General features: G+C 58.8%; 19 protein-coding genes. 10 read left to right on the plus strand and 9 right to left on the minus strand.

Annotation, left to right across the window (positions count from 1 at the left end; all coding sequences use genetic code 11):
- Positions 1-204: 204 nt before the first annotated feature.
- Both fdxA and mutS read right to left on the minus strand, forming a co-directional pair.
- Positions 205-543 carry a ferredoxin FdxA gene (gene fdxA / locus C8K63_RS10755; protein ID WP_108216680.1) on the minus strand — a complete coding sequence of 113 codons (339 nt, stop codon included), beginning with the start codon at positions 541-543 and terminating at the stop codon, positions 205-207.
- Positions 544-685: 142 nt separating this feature from the next.
- Positions 686-3,265, minus strand: coding sequence for a DNA mismatch repair protein MutS (gene mutS, locus C8K63_RS10760; RefSeq protein ID WP_108216681.1), 2,580 nt, complete (start codon positions 3,263-3,265; stop codon positions 686-688).
- 205 nt (positions 3,266-3,470) lie between these two features.
- Between mutS and C8K63_RS10765 the strand changes: the two genes are divergently transcribed.
- The 5 genes from C8K63_RS10765 to recX all read left to right on the plus strand — a co-directional run bounded on the left by C8K63_RS10765 (position 3,471) and on the right by recX (position 6,957).
- Positions 3,471-4,205: an XRE family transcriptional regulator gene (locus C8K63_RS10765; RefSeq protein WP_108216871.1), complete on the plus strand. Its 735-nt coding sequence runs from the start codon at positions 3,471-3,473 to the stop codon at positions 4,203-4,205.
- Between the two features lie 172 nt (positions 4,206-4,377).
- Positions 4,378-4,719 carry a phage holin family protein gene (locus C8K63_RS10770; protein WP_108216682.1) on the plus strand — a complete coding sequence of 114 codons (342 nt, stop codon included), beginning with the start codon at positions 4,378-4,380 and terminating at the stop codon, positions 4,717-4,719.
- A gap of 119 nt (positions 4,720-4,838) precedes the next feature.
- The gene (locus C8K63_RS10775) at positions 4,839-5,339 is read left to right on the plus strand and encodes a CinA family protein (RefSeq protein ID WP_108216872.1); all 501 of its coding nucleotides are present in this window, start codon (positions 4,839-4,841) and stop codon (positions 5,337-5,339) included.
- 83 nt (positions 5,340-5,422) lie between these two features.
- Positions 5,423-6,481, plus strand: a complete 1,059-nt coding sequence (gene recA, locus C8K63_RS10780; protein ID WP_007996915.1) for a recombinase RecA — start codon at positions 5,423-5,425, stop codon at positions 6,479-6,481.
- An 8-nt stretch (positions 6,482-6,489) separates the two neighbouring features.
- Positions 6,490-6,957 (plus strand): recombination regulator RecX, encoded by a 468-nt coding sequence (recX, locus tag C8K63_RS10785; protein ID WP_108216683.1) that lies wholly within the window; start codon positions 6,490-6,492, stop codon positions 6,955-6,957.
- 44 nt (positions 6,958-7,001) lie between these two features.
- Here recX and C8K63_RS10790 read toward each other — a convergent pair whose 3' ends face one another.
- The gene (locus C8K63_RS10790; protein WP_108216684.1) at positions 7,002-8,120 is read right to left on the minus strand and encodes a TIGR00730 family Rossman fold protein; all 1,119 of its coding nucleotides are present in this window, start codon (positions 8,118-8,120) and stop codon (positions 7,002-7,004) included.
- 480 nt (positions 8,121-8,600) lie between these two features.
- On the opposite strand from C8K63_RS10790, the gene C8K63_RS10795 reads away from it, so the two are divergent.
- Positions 8,601-8,795 carry a hypothetical protein gene (locus C8K63_RS10795; RefSeq protein WP_108216685.1) on the plus strand — a complete coding sequence of 65 codons (195 nt, stop codon included), beginning with the start codon at positions 8,601-8,603 and terminating at the stop codon, positions 8,793-8,795.
- Here C8K63_RS10795 and C8K63_RS10800 read toward each other — a convergent pair whose 3' ends face one another.
- Positions 8,796-9,218, minus strand: coding sequence for a quorum-sensing-regulated virulence factor family protein (locus C8K63_RS10800; protein ID WP_108216686.1), 423 nt, complete (start codon positions 9,216-9,218; stop codon positions 8,796-8,798).
- 188 nt (positions 9,219-9,406) lie between these two features.
- Between C8K63_RS10800 and C8K63_RS10805 the strand changes: the two genes are divergently transcribed.
- The 3 genes from C8K63_RS10805 (at position 9,407) to C8K63_RS10815 (ending at position 11,476) form a co-directional block, all read left to right on the plus strand.
- Positions 9,407-10,165 carry a tRNA-uridine aminocarboxypropyltransferase gene (locus C8K63_RS10805; protein WP_108216687.1) on the plus strand — a complete coding sequence of 253 codons (759 nt, stop codon included), beginning with the start codon at positions 9,407-9,409 and terminating at the stop codon, positions 10,163-10,165.
- A 222-nt stretch (positions 10,166-10,387) separates the two neighbouring features.
- The gene (gene erdR, locus C8K63_RS10810) at positions 10,388-11,038 is read left to right on the plus strand and encodes a response regulator transcription factor ErdR (RefSeq protein WP_108216688.1); all 651 of its coding nucleotides are present in this window, start codon (positions 10,388-10,390) and stop codon (positions 11,036-11,038) included.
- 75 nt (positions 11,039-11,113) lie between these two features.
- The gene (locus C8K63_RS10815) at positions 11,114-11,476 is read left to right on the plus strand and encodes a diacylglycerol kinase (protein WP_007996906.1); all 363 of its coding nucleotides are present in this window, start codon (positions 11,114-11,116) and stop codon (positions 11,474-11,476) included.
- Here the strand turns inward: C8K63_RS10815 and C8K63_RS10820 are convergent.
- A complete protein-coding gene (locus tag C8K63_RS10820) occupies positions 11,473-12,399 on the minus strand; it encodes a LysR family transcriptional regulator (protein WP_108216689.1) in 927 nt (308 codons plus the stop codon). The two genes, C8K63_RS10815 and C8K63_RS10820, sit on opposite strands and share 4 nt — an antisense overlap.
- A gap of 136 nt (positions 12,400-12,535) precedes the next feature.
- Between C8K63_RS10820 and fpr the strand changes: the two genes are divergently transcribed.
- Positions 12,536-13,315 carry a ferredoxin-NADP reductase gene (fpr, locus tag C8K63_RS10825; RefSeq protein WP_003443014.1) on the plus strand — a complete coding sequence of 260 codons (780 nt, stop codon included), beginning with the start codon at positions 12,536-12,538 and terminating at the stop codon, positions 13,313-13,315.
- Between the two features lie 183 nt (positions 13,316-13,498).
- Here fpr and tsaA read toward each other — a convergent pair whose 3' ends face one another.
- The 4 genes from tsaA to C8K63_RS10845 all read right to left on the minus strand — a co-directional run bounded on the left by tsaA (position 13,499) and on the right by C8K63_RS10845 (position 16,381).
- The gene (gene tsaA / locus C8K63_RS10830) at positions 13,499-14,197 is read right to left on the minus strand and encodes a tRNA (N6-threonylcarbamoyladenosine(37)-N6)-methyltransferase TrmO (protein ID WP_108216690.1); all 699 of its coding nucleotides are present in this window, start codon (positions 14,195-14,197) and stop codon (positions 13,499-13,501) included.
- Positions 14,198-14,494: 297 nt separating this feature from the next.
- Entirely contained in the window at positions 14,495-14,965 is a 471-nt protein-coding gene (locus tag C8K63_RS10835) for a DUF1456 family protein (protein ID WP_108216691.1), read from the minus strand.
- Positions 14,966-15,041: 76 nt separating this feature from the next.
- The gene (locus tag C8K63_RS10840) at positions 15,042-15,752 is read right to left on the minus strand and encodes an rRNA pseudouridine synthase (protein WP_007992725.1); all 711 of its coding nucleotides are present in this window, start codon (positions 15,750-15,752) and stop codon (positions 15,042-15,044) included.
- Positions 15,753-15,907: 155 nt separating this feature from the next.
- Complete coding sequence (locus tag C8K63_RS10845; RefSeq protein WP_108216692.1) at positions 15,908-16,381, minus strand: GNAT family N-acetyltransferase; 474 nt, start codon at positions 16,379-16,381, stop codon at positions 15,908-15,910.
- Positions 16,382-16,398: the final 17 nt, after the last annotated feature.

Below are 16,398 nucleotides of genomic sequence, written 5' to 3' on the forward strand. Positions count from 1 at the left end.
AACTCTAATATTCAGGTTGTGTCGACGGATAGACACGTCCTTCATGGATGAAGGAAATGGACATCGCAGGACGCGATTCATCAGGACGATGAAAAGGAACACAGGGAATAGGGAAAAAATGTGGGCGGGTCAAACCGCCCCTTTTTTTGCCTGCAGAAAAGCAAAAAGGCCCTTTTGGGGCCTTTTACAGGAACGCGGGGGTAATCAGCGTTCGAGGTCTTTGAGCTTGCTGCCTACAGATTTGTTAATGATGCGATCAAACTTTTCTGCATCAGGCAACGATTCTTTCTTCTCGGTGATGTTAGGCCAGATATCGGCCAACTCAGCGTTCAGCTGAATAAAGTTTTCCATGCCGGCTGGAACTTCATCTTCGGAGAAGATAGCCACGGCAGGGCATTCAGGTTCGCACAGCGCGCAATCGATGCACTCATCCGGGTGGATCACCAGGAAATTCGGGCCTTCGTAAAAGCAGTCCACCGGACAGACTTCTACGCAGTCGGTGTACTTGCACTTGATGCAGTTGTCGGTGACGACGAAGGTCATTTCTAATTTTCTCCTCAGGCGCGGCTTGCTGCGCCCCTTCTCGTAGGGGTCGCCAGGTTCGGGAGCGATAGTCTGCTGGCCAGGCTATTAGCCAGCAGCATCCCAAACCGCGCGAGATTCTAACAGCTTGCAAGCCGCAGCGTTAGATCCGTGTCTTTAGTGTATAGAGCATTTCGAGAGCACGACGTGGCGTCATGTCGTCCAGGTCGAGCTTGGCCAGGTCATCCAGTACCGGGTGCGGCAAGCTGGCAAACAGATCGCTTTGCAGCGGCGCAGCCGGTTTGCCTTTGGCCGGTGCCGGTGTTTCGTGGGGCAGGGCGGTGTCTTCCAGACGGCTCAAATGCTCACGAGCACGGGTGATGACATCACTCGGTACGCCCGCCAGTTGCGCAACGGCCAGGCCATAACTCTGGCTGGCAGGTCCAGGCAGCACGTGGTGCAGGAATACGATGCGTTCGTTGTGCTCGGTGGCATTGAGGTGCACGTTGGCCACCAGTGGCTGGGCTTCCGGCAGGACGGTCAGTTCAAAGTAGTGGGTGGCGAACAGCGTGTAGGCACGCAGATGCGCCAGGCGCTCGGCCGCCGCCCATGCCAGGGACAGACCGTCGAACGTGCTGGTGCCGCGTCCGACTTCGTCCATCAGTACCAGGCTGCGCTCGGTGGCGTTGTGCAGAATGTTCGCGGTTTCACTCATTTCCACCATAAAGGTGGAACGCCCGCCGGCCAGGTCATCACTGGAGCCGATCCGGGTGAAGATGCGGTCGACCAGCGACAATTCGCAACTGGCCGCTGGCACGAAGCTGCCGATGTGCGCCAGCAGCACAATCAATGCGGTCTGACGCATGTAGGTGGATTTACCGCCCATGTTCGGACCGGTGATCACCAGCATGCGGGTGTTGTCGTCCAGGCTCAGGTCGTTGGCCACGAACGGCGTGGTCAGCACTTGTTCGACCACCGGGTGACGACCCTGGCTGATGCGCATGCACGGTTCGCTGACGAAGCGCGGGCAGTTCAGGTCGAGGTTCAGCGCACGCTCGGCCAGGTTGCTCAAAACGTCCAGCTCGGCCAGGGCGCCGGCGGTGTCCTGCAATGGCGGCAGCTGGGCGATCAGATCTTCGAGCAGCGCTTCGTAAAGCATCTTCTCGCGGGCCAGGGCACGGCTCTTGGCCGACAATGCCTTGTCTTCGAACGCTTTGAGTTCCGGTGTAATGAAGCGCTCGGCACCTTTGAGCGTCTGGCGGCGAATGTAGTCGGCCGGTGCCGATTCCGCCTGCTTGCTTGGCAGTTCGATGAAGTAGCCGTGGATGCGGTTGTAACCGACCTTCAGGTGCGACAGGCCGGTGCGAGCCTTTTCCCGCGCCTCGAGGTCGATCAGGAACTGTCCGGCGTTTTCGCTCAGCGACTGCAGTTCGTCGAGTTCGCTGTCGTAGCCGGTTTTCAGTACGCCGCCGTCACGAATGACCGCGGGCGGGTTGTCGATGATGGCTTTTTCCAGGAGTGCCGCCAGTTCCGGGTAGGTGCTGGTGATGGTGGCGAGTTGCTGGAGATGCGGGGCTTCGAGCTCCGTCATCGCCACTTGCAGCTCCGGCAGTGCGCCGAGGGCGTCACGCAAGCGGGCGAGGTCGCGCGGGCGGGCATTGCGCAGACCGATTCGCGCAAGAATCCGCTCGATGTCGCCGATCTCCTTGAGCTGCGGTTGCAGTCTTTCGAAGCGGTAACCGTCGAGCAGGCAAGTGATCGAGGTCTGACGCGCCAGCAGCACCGTCAAATCGCGCAACGGCCGATTCAGCCAGCGGGTCAGCAGGCGGCTGCCCATGGCGGTCTGGCAGCGGTCGACCACCGATTGCAGGGTGTTGTCGCGCCCCCCGGCCAGGTTGGTGTCGAGCTCCAGGTTACGACGGCTGGCGCCATCGAGCACCACGGTGTCGTCCAGGCGTTCATGCCGCAGGCTGCGCAAATGGGGCAGGGCGGTACGCTGGGTTTCCTTGGCGTAGGCCAGCAGGCAACCGGCGGCGCCGATGGCCAGGGTCAGGTTTTCGCAGCCAAAGCCCTTGAGATCCTGGGTCGAGAATTGCTGGCACAGGCTTTTGAGCGCCGAATCGCGCTCGAAATCCCACGGCGCACGGCGACGCACACCGCGACGTTTTTCCGCCGGCAAATCCTTCGGCCAGTCATCCGGGATCAGCAGCTCTACCGGGTTGACTCGCTCCAGCTCCGCCAGCAGATTTTCCCAACCCTTGATTTCCAGCACGCTGAAATTGCCACTGGTGATGTCCAGCACCGCCAGGCCGAACAGGCGTTCATCACCCAGAACAGCGGCGATCAGGTTATCGCGGCGCTCGTCGAGCAGCGCTTCGTCACTCACCGTCCCCGGCGTGATGATGCGCACGACCTGCCGCTCCACCGGCCCTTTGCTGGTGGCCGGGTCGCCGATCTGCTCGCAGATCACCACCGATTCGCCAAGCTTCACCAGTTTTGCCAGGTAACCCTCGGCGGCATGGTAGGGAATCCCGCACATCGGAATCGCCTGCCCGGCCGACTGCCCACGGGCCGTCAGGGTGATGTCCAGCAACTTGGCGGCCTTCTTCGCGTCTTCATAGAAGATCTCGTAGAAGTCGCCCATGCGGTAGAACATCAGCTGGTCCGGGTGCTGGTTTTTCAGGCGCCAGTACTGTTGCATCATCGGGGTGTGGGAGGACAGGTCGGAGACGGCTTTATTCATCGGATTGTCAGGAAGCTCGTTGAAAGAGGTGGGGCAAAAGCGGGGCAACGGCCGGGCTTTTCCGCGATGGGCGCAAGGTTACCATGGGCGGTCTACCCGACGCAGGCATCACGGCCGGGACTCCTTTGCCATTTGAAATCTGGATATGCATGACTTATGCAAATCGGCATTGTCTTCTTTGAGTAGAGCAAGCACTATGCGCGTTATGCAAAAACGCAACGTATCTACCGTATTAAGAGCATTGCTCGATCAGCACGGGATCTCCCCCACGGAGCTTCACCGTCGAACCGGCGTGCCTCAATCCACGCTCTCGCGCATTCTCAGCGGGAAGATCGTCGATCCCTCGGATAAACATATTTCGAAGATTGCCGAGTATTTCTCCTTGAGCACCGATCAGTTGCGCGGCCGCGCGGACGTCTCGTCTGCCGCTAATGCCGGGCGCGCTCCCGTGCATTCGGAACTCAAGGATATAAGTCTGTGGGATGACGATACCCCCGTCGATGACGACGAGGTGTCGGTCCCCTTTCTTCGCGAGGTTGAATTGGCTGCAGGATCAGGAAGATTCGTCATCGAAGAAAGCGAGCGCTCTAGCTTGCGCTTTGGAAAGCGTAGCCTGCGCCATAACGGCGTGCAGTTCGACCAGGCCAAATGCGTGACAGTGCGGGGCAACAGCATGTTGCCGGTACTGCGTGACGGCGCCACGGTCGGGGTCAATGCCGGCAAGTGCGGTATCGGCGATATCGTTGATGGCGACCTTTACGCAATCAACCACAACGGCCAATTGCGGGTGAAGCAACTGTATCGCCTGCCGACCGGGATTCGCCTGCGCAGCTTCAACCGTGACGAGCATCCGGATGAAGATTACACCTTTCAGGAAATCCAGGAGGAGCCGATTGTTATCCTCGGTCATGTCTTCTGGTGGGGTATGTACGCCCGCTAACGCCCGTGCGTTCAGATAAAACCTGCTTCCCGAGCGGGTTTTTTTTCGCGTGCTGAAAACATTGAATCATCTTTCAATGCGTTAATGCATTGACTGAATATGCATCAATGCATAATCTGCTTGCCTATCTATTCAAGAATGCGGTGTGACCGTTCACTCAAGGAGGCATGAAATGGCCGCTGAGCAATATGCGTTGCTGGACATGCCTCTGTGGCTGGTCATCAGTCTGCCAATACTCGGTGGCGTTGCCGGTGAAATGTGGCGTGCCGATAAAGAGGGCGTTCGTGGCTGGCCCCTTGTCTGGCGCCTGAGCCTGCGGTCTGGCTCCAGCATGATCTGTGGCGCCTCGGTCATCATGTTGCTGCACGCCGCCAATGTTTCCATTTGGGCCGCTTGTGCGGGTGGTTGCCTGGCGGCGATGGCCGGGACAGACGTAGTTTTAGGGCTGTATGAGCGTTGGGCGGTCAAGCGCATGGGTATCGGTCATGCTCCGTCCGGCGACGTGGAAGATTGATTCCCCCGACAGGCCTTTTCCAGAGCCTCTGATTCCTTACATTTTGATCGGTCCTGTCGCTTGCAAGTGCGGTCTGCTCGTGTACGGTTAACCTCATCCCGCCCGATCAGGAGATGACCGTGAACGAAATCACCCAGCTCGCCGCCGAACTTGGCAGACGCCTGCAGGTTCTCAATGCCCACGTCACTACGGCGGAGTCCTGCACCGGCGGTGGCATCGCCGAGGCCATCACCCGGATTCCAGGCAGCTCGGCCTGGTTCGAGGCCGGTTATGTCACCTACTCCAACCGGCAGAAAACCCTGCAACTGGATGTCCCGGTGGAGTTGTTCACCACCGTGGGGGCGGTCAGCCGCGAGGTGGTCGAGGCCATGGTCCGGGGGGCACAGAAGAAAAACAGCGCGTATTTCTCCGTGGCGGTCAGTGGCATCGCCGGGCCGGATGGTGGAACGGCGAGCAAGCCGGTTGGCACGGTTTGGCTGGCCTGGGGTGTCGGAGATCAGGTGTTCTGCGAGCGGAAGCACTTCCCGGGTAATCGCGACGACGTCCGCCGACAAACGGTGAAGGCCGCGCTAGAGGGGCTGCTGCGGTATGCCGCGGCAGAAATCTCAAATCAGGGGTAGGCGATCCGGAATCGCTGTGGAATAATACTGGCTACTTATACAGGTGTTGGCCGTCAGGCCTTATTGATTACGTGAGGACTTTAATGGACGACAACAAGAAGAAAGCCTTGGCTGCGGCCCTGGGTCAGATCGAACGTCAATTCGGCAAGGGTGCCGTAATGCGTATGGGCGATCAGGACCGTCAGGCGATCCCGGCCATCTCCACTGGCTCTCTGGGTCTGGACATCGCTCTTGGTATCGGCGGTCTGCCAAAAGGCCGTATTGTTGAAATCTACGGTCCCGAATCTTCCGGTAAAACCACGCTGACCTTGTCCGTGATCGCCCAGGCTCAAAAAGCCGGCGCGACCTGCGCATTCGTCGACGCCGAACACGCCCTCGACCCTGAGTACGCCGGCAAGCTGGGCGTCAACGTCGACGACCTGCTGGTTTCCCAGCCGGACACCGGCGAGCAGGCCCTGGAAATCACCGACATGCTGGTGCGTTCCAACGCGGTTGACGTGATCATCGTCGACTCCGTGGCCGCGCTGGTGCCAAAGGCTGAAATCGAAGGCGAAATGGGTGACATGCACGTGGGCCTGCAAGCCCGTTTGATGTCCCAGGCGCTGCGTAAAATCACCGGTAACATCAAGAACGCCAACTGCCTGGTGATCTTCATCAACCAGATCCGTATGAAAATCGGCGTGATGTTCGGTAGCCCGGAAACCACCACCGGTGGTAACGCACTGAAGTTCTACGCATCGGTTCGTCTGGACATCCGTCGTACCGGCGCGGTGAAAGAAGGTGATGAAGTCGTCGGTAGCGAAACCCGCGTCAAGGTTGTAAAGAACAAGGTGGCTTCGCCGTTCCGTCAGGCCGAGTTCCAGATTCTTTACGGCAAGGGCATCTACCTCAACGGCGAGATGATCGACCTGGGGGTTCTGCACGGTTTCGTTGAGAAGTCCGGCGCCTGGTATGCCTATGAAGGCACCAAGATCGGTCAGGGCAAGGCCAACTCGGCCAAGTTCCTGGCAGACAACCCGGAAGTCGCGGCAAAGCTGGAGAAGCAACTGCGTGACAAGCTGCTGTCCCCGGCATCGGTAGCAGATGCCAAAGCTTCTGCGGTCAAAGAGACCGAAGACGACCTGGCTGACGCTGATATCTGATCGAAGCAATGACCGCCGTACTCGATACACTCGTCGCGGTGCGACGAACCGCAATGGACCTGCTCGCACGACGCGAGCACGGTCGTGTCGAGCTGACGCGTAAACTGCGTCAGCGCGGCGCCCTCCCTGACATGATCGAAACAGCACTCGACCGGTTGACGGAAGAGGGGTTGTTGTCCGAGGCCCGTTACCTCGAAAGTTTCGTTTCCTACCGCGCCCGCTCCGGTTATGGCCCTTTACGCATCCGTGAGGAGTTGAGCCAGCGCGGCCTGCAGCGCAGCGATATTGAACTCGCCCTGCGTGAGAGCGGTATCGACTGGCAGGAGCAACTGGCCGATACCTGGCGGCGCAAGTTCTCCGGGCAATTGCCGGCAGACGCCCGGGAGCGAGCCAAACAAGGCCGGTTCCTGGCGTATCGGGGATACTCCATGGAAATGATCAACCGCCTGTTCAGCGGTCGAGGAATGGACGATTGAACTGAAACGGCCCGCTATTTCGATAACGGGCCGTTTTTTATGCCTCACGTAACCTTTGAGGGCTCCCGCGTGCGTTGCTGCACTTGGGGTTTTGATTGTGCCCAGTTTTCCGGCAGGTTGATGTGGTCCACAAGCTCGCGCAGGCGGCCATGATTGCGGGCGTTGAAGTTGAAGACCAACCGCGTCAGATGGCTGAATTCGGCTTCGTCGTGTTCTTCGCCGCTGTAAGTTTGCTGATGGAAATGATCGCTCAGACACAGGTCGGCGAAAGCCTCCTGTATGTGTTCGAGTGCGTGGTCGCTGAGTGCGTGATTCATGCGAATCAGGAACTGATGCTTGAGCCAGCGACTGGAGTGGAAGTTGCTGTAGAACTGGTTGATGTGCTCTACCGCTTCTTCGACGTTGTAGACCAGTTTCACCAGCTTCATGTCAGTGGACAGGATGTAGTGGTTTTCCTCCAGTTGCTGGTGAATGAAGTCCAGTGCGCCTTGCCAGAATTTGCCGCCCGGCGTGTCCAGTAGCACCACTGGCACCAATGGGCTCTTGCCGGTCTGGATCAGCGTCAGCACTTCCAGCGCTTCATCCAGCGTACCGAAGCCGCCCGGGCACAGCACCAGGGCATCGGCTTCCTTGACGAAGAACAGCTTGCGAGTGAAGAAGAAGTGGAAGGGCAGCAGGTTGGTCGTGCCGTCGACAGTGGGGTTGGCATGTTGCTCGAAGGGCAGCGTGATGTTGAACCCCAGGCTGTGTGTCAGGCCGGCGCCATCATGGGCGGCGGCCATGATGCCGCCGCCAGCGCCGGTAATGACCATCATGTCCGAGCGCGCCAGCGCAGCGCCGAGCTCCCGGGCCATGCTGTAGAGCGGATGTTCCATGGGAGTACGGGCCGAGCCGAAAACAGTGACTTTGCGTCGCCCCTTGAACTGTTCAAGCACGCGGAAAGCCTGTTCCAGTTCGCGAAGGGCTTGCAGGGTGATTTTGGCATTCCAGCGGTTGTGGTCTTCCTGGGCCATGCGCAGCACGGTCAGGATCATGTCGCGGTAGATCGGGGTGTTCGGACTGTTGGGTGAAATCAGCTTGAGTTGTTCTTCGACCTTGCTGATGAGGTCGTGGCCGCTTTCTTCAAAATGACGGCTCAGGAGGTCATTCGGTTGGTAAGGCATTCAACTTCTCCTTCTGCACAGAACCCTCGGCCCGAGAACGTACGTCGGTGCCACGACACTCCATGTGTCGCTGTCTGCCCTGGCCCATGCCTGGGCGATCTACTTGATCCGAAAGCATCGGATCATCCAAACAGGTTCTGTTTTTCCCTTGGATGAAAGAAACGTTCGCACAACACGACAAGCGACGGCCAGCCCCTTTCGAGCCCTGAAAAAGTAAACGTGGGTACCCTGAAATCTAGACCTTCACAGTGATTTGCGCTGCCTTGATCATTGCGCCACAAAGTTTTTCCTGGCAACCGCTTATTGACGATTTGCAAGGTGTATTCACCGCTCGTCTGAACGTGCGTCGCATGTGCGGCGCTCTGATTTACTAAGTTACAAGCGTCACACGACAACTTTGCGTCAACGGCAGGGCGCACGGTACAAGCGGCTTAAGGATTTATCGCTCAATCATGAGTGAGGTGCAGGGAGGCGGTAACCATGACCAGAGTCGTTCTGGAGATCGATACGCAGCTGTATCGATTGCTGAAGTCATCAGCCGAGACCCATCATTTGAGTCTCGAAGAGGAGTGCTGCCGACGTTTGCGCGGTGGCGAACGCCGTTCACATTACTTGCAGGCGCTGCTGGCAGAACTGCGCGCCGAAGATGAACAGCGGCGCGCCAATTCCCAGTGATTACTTTTTCTTCCCGGCCGATTGCAGGCAATCCGATTCCTGGAAACTTGCGGAGCCGACCGGACGGTTGGTCTTCACTTCGGTGAAGTCGTAACGCATGATCGCGCCCTTGGCCATCAGCTTGCGAAACCCTTCGTTTCTGCAGACAGAAGCTCCCAACTGGAAGTACACCGCTTTCGGGTCTGCACGCATCTTGTCGGCGTGGCTGCTCTGCACGCTCAGATGGTTGATCAACTGCTTGCCTTCAACGGTGTAGCCTTGATCGAGTATGTCTTCGTTGATCGCTCGCGGAGTGCCGACGCTGCTCTGGGTGGCGACGTTTTGCAGCATTTTGTTCAGTTCCGTGTCTTTCAGGGACGCAGCCTGAGCGTTGAAGGACGACGCCAGCAAAATGGCCGCGGTAGGAACGATAAGGCGCAGCATGAAACTCTCCTGGTTCAGTGATGGGGCTTTGACCCGTCACGTGACTGTGCGTTCAGTGGCGGCGAATTATAGGGGAGGTGGGCTGGACGGTACAGGCTTGCGCCGGGCGGTCTGGTAAACTGCTGGCACTTTTTACCCTGTCGAGTGTTTTTCGTGTCGATTTCCCTTCTCTGTGGGCGTTGCCCGCTATGAGCCATACCCCCGCGCGATTTGCCTTGAATGCCGTAGCCCGCTTGCGCGATCAGCGTGAGGAGGAGGGCATCAAGCCGATTCAGGCCCGCGGCTGGCGTGCGCCGCGTTGCCGTGACTGTCGGGTGATCGAGAGCCACTGCCTGTGCGCATGGCGTCCGCAGGTCGCTACCCGCTCCGGCGTGTGCCTGATCATGACCAACAAGGAAGTGTTCAAACCGAGCAACACCGGTTGGCTGATCGCCGACGTGGTACCTGACAACCATGCCTTCATCTGGTCCCGTACCGAGGTCGATCCGAAGTTGCTGGCGCTGTTGTCCGACCCGCAATGGCAGCCTTACCTGGTGTTTCCGGGGGAGTACGTCGAACCTGAACGCGTGACAAACACTGTGGACGTCGATGGCACGAAGCGCCCGCTGTTCATTCTGTTGGATGCGACCTGGACCGAAGCACGGAAGATCTTTCGCAAGAGCCCCTATTTCGACCGACTGCCGATCCTCAGCCTGCTGCCGGAGAAACTCTCCCGCTACCGGTTGCGCCGCTCGACTCGCAGCGAGCATCTGTGCACGGCGGAAGTGGCGGCGCTGTGCCTCGACCTTGCAGGCGATGTAACCGCAGCCTCGGCGCTGGATGCCTACTTCGATGTGTTCAGCCAGCATTACCTCGACGCCAAACATCAGTTGGACATGAACGTTTCGACCCCGGCGCACGCCGAGTTGATGCCCTATGTTCAGCCGGTCACTCCGTTGATGGGCTGATTGTTGCGCATACTGCAATAACCTGTACCGGCCATGCTGCTTGACCACCCCGGCTTCGCTGGGCATGCTTGGCGCCGATTAGGGCGCGGCCTGAATTTGCAACGCGTTTTTTTGCGTTGAACGTGCCTTGTCGGTGCAGCTCCGTGGCTGTGCCTTGAGGTGCTTTGGCGAGGTCCGAATGCATCGGGCGTCCCATGAAAAAAAAACAGGATCATTTGAAAAATGGCCACATACGAAATCCTGATTGCCGATGACCACCCACTTTTTCGTAGTGCCTTGCACCAAGCGCTGACCCTGGGCCTTGGCCCGGATGTCCGTCTGGTGGAAGTGGCGAGCATCGCCGAACTGGAAGTGCGCCTGACGGAAAAATCCGATTGGGATCTGGTACTGCTGGACCTGAACATGCCGGGAGCCTACGGTTTTTCCGGACTGGTCCTGCTGCGCGGTCAGTATCCGCAGATTCCGGTGGTCATGGTTTCGGCCCAGGAAGAGCCGACCATCATGGTCAAGTCTCGTGAATTCGGCGCCAGTGGCTTCATTCCTAAATCCAGCGACTTGAGTGTGATCCAGAAAGCCGTGCGTGCGGTCCTCGATGGTGACGTGTTCTGGCCGCCGCAGGCGTTCGAAGCGGTCAGCGTCTCGGAAGAGGCCAAGGCGGCCAGCGAAGGTCTTGCCAGCCTGACGCCGCAGCAATTCCGGGTGCTGACCATGGTCTGCGAAGGCTTGCTGAACAAGCAGATCGCCTACGAGCTGAGTGTTTCCGAGGCGACGATCAAGGCGCACGTGACCGCGATTTTCCGTAAACTGAATGTGCGGACCCGGACCCAGGCTGCGCTGCTCTTGCAACAACTTGAGTCAATTTCCAGCCATTAAAGGCTGGCGACTTCACGCTTTTTTGACTTTGGTTGATCTAGCTTTCCCACTTCTTTTTTGTCAGTTGCCCACTCTATGTCACCTTTCAAAGGCCAGACCGGCCTGAAACGTATTCTCAATGCCTCCGGTTATTCGCTGGACGGCCTGCGCGCAGCCTTCACCGGTGAAGCCGCCTTTCGGCAATTGGTATTGCTCAACGTCATCCTGATTCCCCTGTCGTTCTTCCTGAATGTCAGCCGGGTCGAACGGGCGTTGTTGATCGCGGTATGCCTGTTGGCGTTGATCGTCGAGTTGCTCAACTCGGCAGTGGAAGCGGCCATCGACCGCATTTCCCTTGAGCGGCACCCGCTGTCCAAGAATGCCAAGGACATGGGCAGTGCCGCCCAGTTCGTGGCATTGAGCATGATTGCCCTGGTGTGGGCGGTAATTCTGCTCTAGGCGATCGTCGGCAGCACGATCTCGTCGCTGCGCCGGACCCCGGCGGTGAAGGCGCGGCACAGATCGAGGAACTCGCGCATCGCCGAGGTCTGATATTTCTGTTTATGCCAGATGAAATAAAACTGTCGCGCCAGATCCAGATCCGGCGTCTCGACAGGCACCAGGCTGCCGCGGCGGAATGCGTCGCGCAAAGCCAGCCTGGAAATGCAGCCAATCCCCAAGCCTGACTCCACCGCGCGCTTGATCGCTTCGGTGTGCTCAAGCTCCAGGCGGATATTTAACGAAGTGCGGTGATGGCGCATGGCTTGATCGAAGGTCAACCGCGTGCCGGAGCCTTGTTCGCGCAAGATCCACGCTTCGTGGCTCAACTCGTCCATGGTCGCCGTACCGCGCCTGGCCAGCGGATGCTGAGGGGCGCAAAACACCACCAGTTCGTCCTCGACCCAGCTTTGTACTTCGATGTCCGGGTGACTGCAGTCGCCTTCGATTAGACCCAGATCAATTTCATAGTGGGCCACTTGCTGCACGATATTGGCAGTGTTCTGCACATGCAGCTTCACCTGGCTTTCCGGATGGCGCTGCATGAAACTGCCGATCAGCAGGGTGGCCAGGTAATTGCCGATGGTCAGGGTCGCGCCGACAGCCAGCGAGCCGAAGCCGGACTTGCCGTTGAGCAAGTCTTCGATTTCCTTGGCCTGGTCCAGCAAGGCCACAGCCTGGGGCAGCAGCTGTTTGCCGAGCGCGTTGAGGCTCAACCGTTTGCCGGCGCGGTCGAACAACTGGCAGCTGCACTGGCGCTCCAGCTCGGTGATCGAGGTGCTCGCCGCCGATTGCGAGAGGTTGAGCAGACCCGCAGCACGGGATACGCTTTCCTGCTGGGCGACGGCGACGAATACTTGAAGTTGACGGAGAGTAAATCGCATATCGATATAACCGATAACCCTTATCTTAATAATCCATTTAACAGATATTGTTACTGCTATTAGAATGCGATGCAATTGCGCACCGCTTCTTTAGAGCAGCGCATGCGCAGACCAAATCTCCAGGAGTCCCACGTACATGAGCAACATGAACCACGAGCGTGTCCTCAGTGTTCACCACTGGAACGACACTCTGTTCAGCTTCAAGTGCACCCGTGATCCGGGCCTGCGCTTCGAGAACGGTCAGTTCGTGATGATCGGCCTGCAACAGCCCAACGGCCGCCCGCTTATGCGCGCTTACTCGATTGCCAGCCCGAACTGGGAAGAGCATCTCGAGTTCTTCAGCATCAAGGTGCCTGATGGTCCGCTGACTTCGCAGTTGCAGCATCTGAAGGAAGGCGACGAGATCATCATCAGCAAGAAGCCTACCGGCACGCTGGTACTGGATGACTTGAAGCCTGGCAAACATTTGTACCTGCTCAGCACCGGTACCGGTCTGGCGCCGTTCATGAGCGTCATCCAGGACCCGGAAACCTACGAGCGTTTCGAAAAAGTGATCCTGTGCCACGGCGTGCGTTACGTCAACGAAGTCGCTTACCGCGAGTTCATCACCGAGCACCTGCCGCAGAACGAATTCTTTGGCGAAGCATTGCGTGACAAGTTGATCTACTACCCGACCGTGACCCGCGAGCCGTTCGAGAACGAAGGTCGCCTGACCGACCTGATGCGCAGCGGCAAGCTGTTCAGCGACATCGGCCTGCCACCGATCAACCCGCAGGACGACCGCGCCATGCTGTGCGGCAGCCCGAGCATGCTCGACGAGACCAGCGAAGTGCTGAACAGCTTCGGCCTGAAGGTTTCGCCGCGGATGCGCGAGCCGGGTGATTACCTGATCGAGCGTGCGTTCGTCGAGAAGTGACCGTAGGTCACTTGTAGGAGCGAGCCTGCTCGCGATGGAGGTCAACGATAACGCGGGAAGCTTGATACCCAGCGGCGTCCTCAGGTTTTTCGCGAGCAGGCTCGCTCCTACAGTAGATTTGCAGCGCATCTGAAAAGCCCGCATGACTTGGGAAGGTCATGCGGGCTTATTCGTTTCCGGCGTTCAGCCCTTTGCGGGAATGACTTCCAGTACGCGGATCAGCTCCGGTGTCGGGTAATGCCAACGCACATCCAGATCCCAGAACTGCGCGCCGTATTCCCGCTCCGGTGCAGGCGTTTGATAGGCCGGGCGCGGATCCTGCGCCAGGCATTGCTCGATCAGCTCAATCAAAGGCTCTGCAAGGCGCTGGGCATGCCCGTGAGCCTGTTGCAGCGCTGTATCCGTCCACTGTACGGGGATCAGCTGCGGCGCGGCGCTGGCGATGCTGTTGGAGGCTGTGTCGATGATATCGGCGTAGGGCACGTAGGGTTTGATATCGAGTATCGGCGTGCCATCCAGCAGATCGATGCCCGAGATCCACAAGCGGTTGGCTTCGACCTTGTCCAGTTTCACCACAGACTGCCCGATGCCATTGGGGCGGTGGGTGGCGCGGGTGGCGAACACGCCCATGGATTTGTTGCCGCCCAGGCGAGGAGGGCGGACTTTCAAGCGAGGCTTTTCTTCCAGGGCCTGGTGGAACAGGAACAACAGCCATACATGGCTGACCTGCTCCAGGCCCTGTACGGCGTCCCCTTGATCGAACGGTGCCACCAGTTCCAGCACGCCACGGGCGGCCGGGGCCAGTTGCGGCTGGCGCGGAATGGCGAACTTCTCCTTGAAGCAGGAGCGCACGAAGCCGATGGGGGAAACGCTGTAGGTCATGGTTTGGGGTCGAGGTGGATTTAGATAGGGCATGATGCCGCAAAGATCAAAAGATCGCAGCCTGCGGCAGCTCCTACAGAGGAATTCGTTCGGCGTAGGAGCTGCCGCAGGCTGCGATCTTTTAAAGACTGAACCCGCCATCCAGGGGAATGATATTCCCTGTCATGTAGACCCCTGCGGTACTCGCGGGTATAGACCTTTCTTTCGTTCATGGAACCTCCAAGTTGGCGAAATCATATCGCCCTTAAGAGGTGTCCGGAATTATTAGGCCAGTTCAGTAGCAATCAGCCTGGAGGTTTATTGCGGGCGAACGCGCAGGGTCAGGCCCTTGAGGAAATTGCGCAGCAGCTGGTCGCCGCACGGGCGATAGTTGGTGTGGCCGAACTTGCGAAACAGTGCGCTCAGCTCAGGCTTGGACACCGGGAACTCGGCGGCCTTGAGGATCGCGTGCATGTCGTCTTCTTTCAGCTCGAACGCGACCCGCAGCTTTTTCAGGATGATGTTGTTGGTCACCGGCACTTCGATCGGCTGCGGCGGACGGCTTTCGTCCTTGCCGCGCTTGAAGATCACCAGGCCGTCGAGGAAGTGCGCCATGACTTCGTCCGGGCAGCGTACGAAACCTTCCTCGTCTTCTTCTTTCTTGTCGAGGTACGTCAGCAGGTCCGGCAGGGTCACGTTCATGCCGCCGAGCTTGATGATCTCGATGACTTTTTTGTCGCTGATGTCGAGCATGTAGCGCACGCTGCGCAGTACGTCGTTATGAATCATGTGTGCAGTCCTGATAATTCGGCTATGGGCGCCGCCGAAAACAGCAGCGCCGAAAGGTGTGGTGGCGCGGGGAGCCTTAGAACTTCTCTTTGCCGGACAGGTAGCGCCATTGCCCCACGGGCACTTTGCCGATGGACACGCCACCGATGCGGATGCGACGGATGGCGACGACCTTCAGGCCGACGGCTTGGCACAGCTGGGCGATGATGCCCGGTTGCGGGTTCTTCATGGCAAAGCGCAGGCGGTTTTCGTTCTGCCAGCTGGCCTTGACCGCCGGCAGCTCCTTGCCCTTGTAGGTCAGGCCGTGGTTCAGACGGTTGAGGCCGTGAGCCACCATCTCGCCTTCAACCTCGACCACATACTCTTGCTCGATCTTGCTGGAGTCGGCGGTGAGTTTGCGCAGGATTTTCCAGTCCTGGGTGAACACCAGCAGACCGCTGGCGTTGGCCTGCAGGTCAGTGCTGGCGGTCAGGCGCAGGAAGTGCCCGCGCAACGGGCGCTTGCCGTAGCGGTGTTCTTCGCTCAGGGTTTCGGCGCCGAGGGTGGCCATGGCGGTGTCTGCGTCCATGCCGGCGGGCACATTGAGCAGCAGGGTCACCGGTTCCGGAGCGGTGGCCTTGGCCTCTGGATCAAGCTCGACTTTCTGGGTGTCGACCTTGAATTGCGGCTCGTCGATGACCACGCCGTCGACGGTGACCCAGCCGCCCTCGATGAACAGCTCAGCCTCCCGACGGGAACAGCCGACGAGTTCGATGAGGCGTTTGGAGAGACGAATCGGGTCAGTCATGTCAGGGCCGTAACAAAAAGGGGGTGGGCATTGTACCTGCCTGGCGCCGGTTAATCCCGGTTCCATTTGCAGGAGCTGCCGAAGGCTGCGATCTTTTGATCTTAAAAGCAAAGATCGCAGCCTTCGGCAGCTCCTACATCGGTATCGGTGTTGGCTCAGCCATGGCGTGAATATTGTTGATCCTGACGCAAACGCATGTGCAGCAACGGATACGGCTGCCCCATGCCATCGACTTCCGAGCGACCGATCACCTCGAAGCCCTGCTTGAAGTAAAAGCCCAGGGCCTGCGGGTTCTGTTCGTTGACGTCCAGTTCGTCTGCGTTCAGGTGTTCCAGGGCATAGCGCAACAATTTCTTGCCCAGGCCTTGGCCGCGATGGTCGGGGTCGATGAAGAGCATTTCGATCTTGCCGGCCGCGACGCCGGCGAACCCGGTGATGCGTTGGTTCGAATCTTTGGTGCAGATCAGCATCACCGAGTCGAGGTAGCGGGTCAGCACCAGGTTTTTCAGCAGTTTGATGTAGCTGTCCGGTAGAAAGTCGTGGGTAGCGCGTACCGAGGCCTCCCAGACCCGGGTCAGTTCTTCGTAGTCGCCGAGTTTCGGCGTGTGGATGACCGAATGCTGACGCATGCCTGTCTGCCCCTGAT

Source organism: Pseudomonas sp. GV085 (genome assembly GCF_003050925.1).
Taxonomy (GTDB): Bacteria; Pseudomonadota; Gammaproteobacteria; order Pseudomonadales; family Pseudomonadaceae; genus Aquipseudomonas.

What these genes read in the sequence shown, in the direction of transcription:
- fdxA (WP_108216680.1), bottom strand. Translation starts at nt 543, where the DNA reads ATGACCTTCGTCGTCACCGACAACTGCATCAAGTGCAAGTACACCGAC.
- mutS (WP_108216681.1), bottom strand. Translation starts at nt 3,265, where the DNA reads ATGAATAAAGCCGTCTCCGACCTGTCCTCCCACACCCCGATGATGCAA.
- C8K63_RS10765 (WP_108216871.1), top strand. Translation starts at nt 3,471, where the DNA reads ATGCAAAAACGCAACGTATCTACCGTATTAAGAGCATTGCTCGATCAG.
- C8K63_RS10770 (WP_108216682.1), top strand. Translation starts at nt 4,378, where the DNA reads ATGGCCGCTGAGCAATATGCGTTGCTGGACATGCCTCTGTGGCTGGTC.
- recA (WP_007996915.1), top strand. Translation starts at nt 5,423, where the DNA reads ATGGACGACAACAAGAAGAAAGCCTTGGCTGCGGCCCTGGGTCAGATC.
- recX (WP_108216683.1), top strand. Translation starts at nt 6,490, where the DNA reads ATGACCGCCGTACTCGATACACTCGTCGCGGTGCGACGAACCGCAATG.
- C8K63_RS10790 (WP_108216684.1), bottom strand. Translation starts at nt 8,120, where the DNA reads ATGCCTTACCAACCGAATGACCTCCTGAGCCGTCATTTTGAAGAAAGC.
- C8K63_RS10795 (WP_108216685.1), top strand. Translation starts at nt 8,601, where the DNA reads ATGACCAGAGTCGTTCTGGAGATCGATACGCAGCTGTATCGATTGCTG.
- C8K63_RS10800 (WP_108216686.1), bottom strand. Translation starts at nt 9,218, where the DNA reads ATGCTGCGCCTTATCGTTCCTACCGCGGCCATTTTGCTGGCGTCGTCC.
- C8K63_RS10805 (WP_108216687.1), top strand. Translation starts at nt 9,407, where the DNA reads ATGAGCCATACCCCCGCGCGATTTGCCTTGAATGCCGTAGCCCGCTTG.
- erdR (WP_108216688.1), top strand. Translation starts at nt 10,388, where the DNA reads ATGGCCACATACGAAATCCTGATTGCCGATGACCACCCACTTTTTCGT.
- C8K63_RS10815 (WP_007996906.1), top strand. Translation starts at nt 11,114, where the DNA reads ATGTCACCTTTCAAAGGCCAGACCGGCCTGAAACGTATTCTCAATGCC.
- C8K63_RS10820 (WP_108216689.1), bottom strand. Translation starts at nt 12,399, where the DNA reads ATGCGATTTACTCTCCGTCAACTTCAAGTATTCGTCGCCGTCGCCCAG.
- fpr (WP_003443014.1), top strand. Translation starts at nt 12,536, where the DNA reads ATGAGCAACATGAACCACGAGCGTGTCCTCAGTGTTCACCACTGGAAC.
- tsaA (WP_108216690.1), bottom strand. Translation starts at nt 14,197, where the DNA reads ATGACCTACAGCGTTTCCCCCATCGGCTTCGTGCGCTCCTGCTTCAAG.
- C8K63_RS10835 (WP_108216691.1), bottom strand. Translation starts at nt 14,965, where the DNA reads ATGATTCATAACGACGTACTGCGCAGCGTGCGCTACATGCTCGACATC.
- C8K63_RS10840 (WP_007992725.1), bottom strand. Translation starts at nt 15,752, where the DNA reads ATGACTGACCCGATTCGTCTCTCCAAACGCCTCATCGAACTCGTCGGC.
- C8K63_RS10845 (WP_108216692.1), bottom strand. Translation starts at nt 16,381, where the DNA reads ATGCGTCAGCATTCGGTCATCCACACGCCGAAACTCGGCGACTACGAA.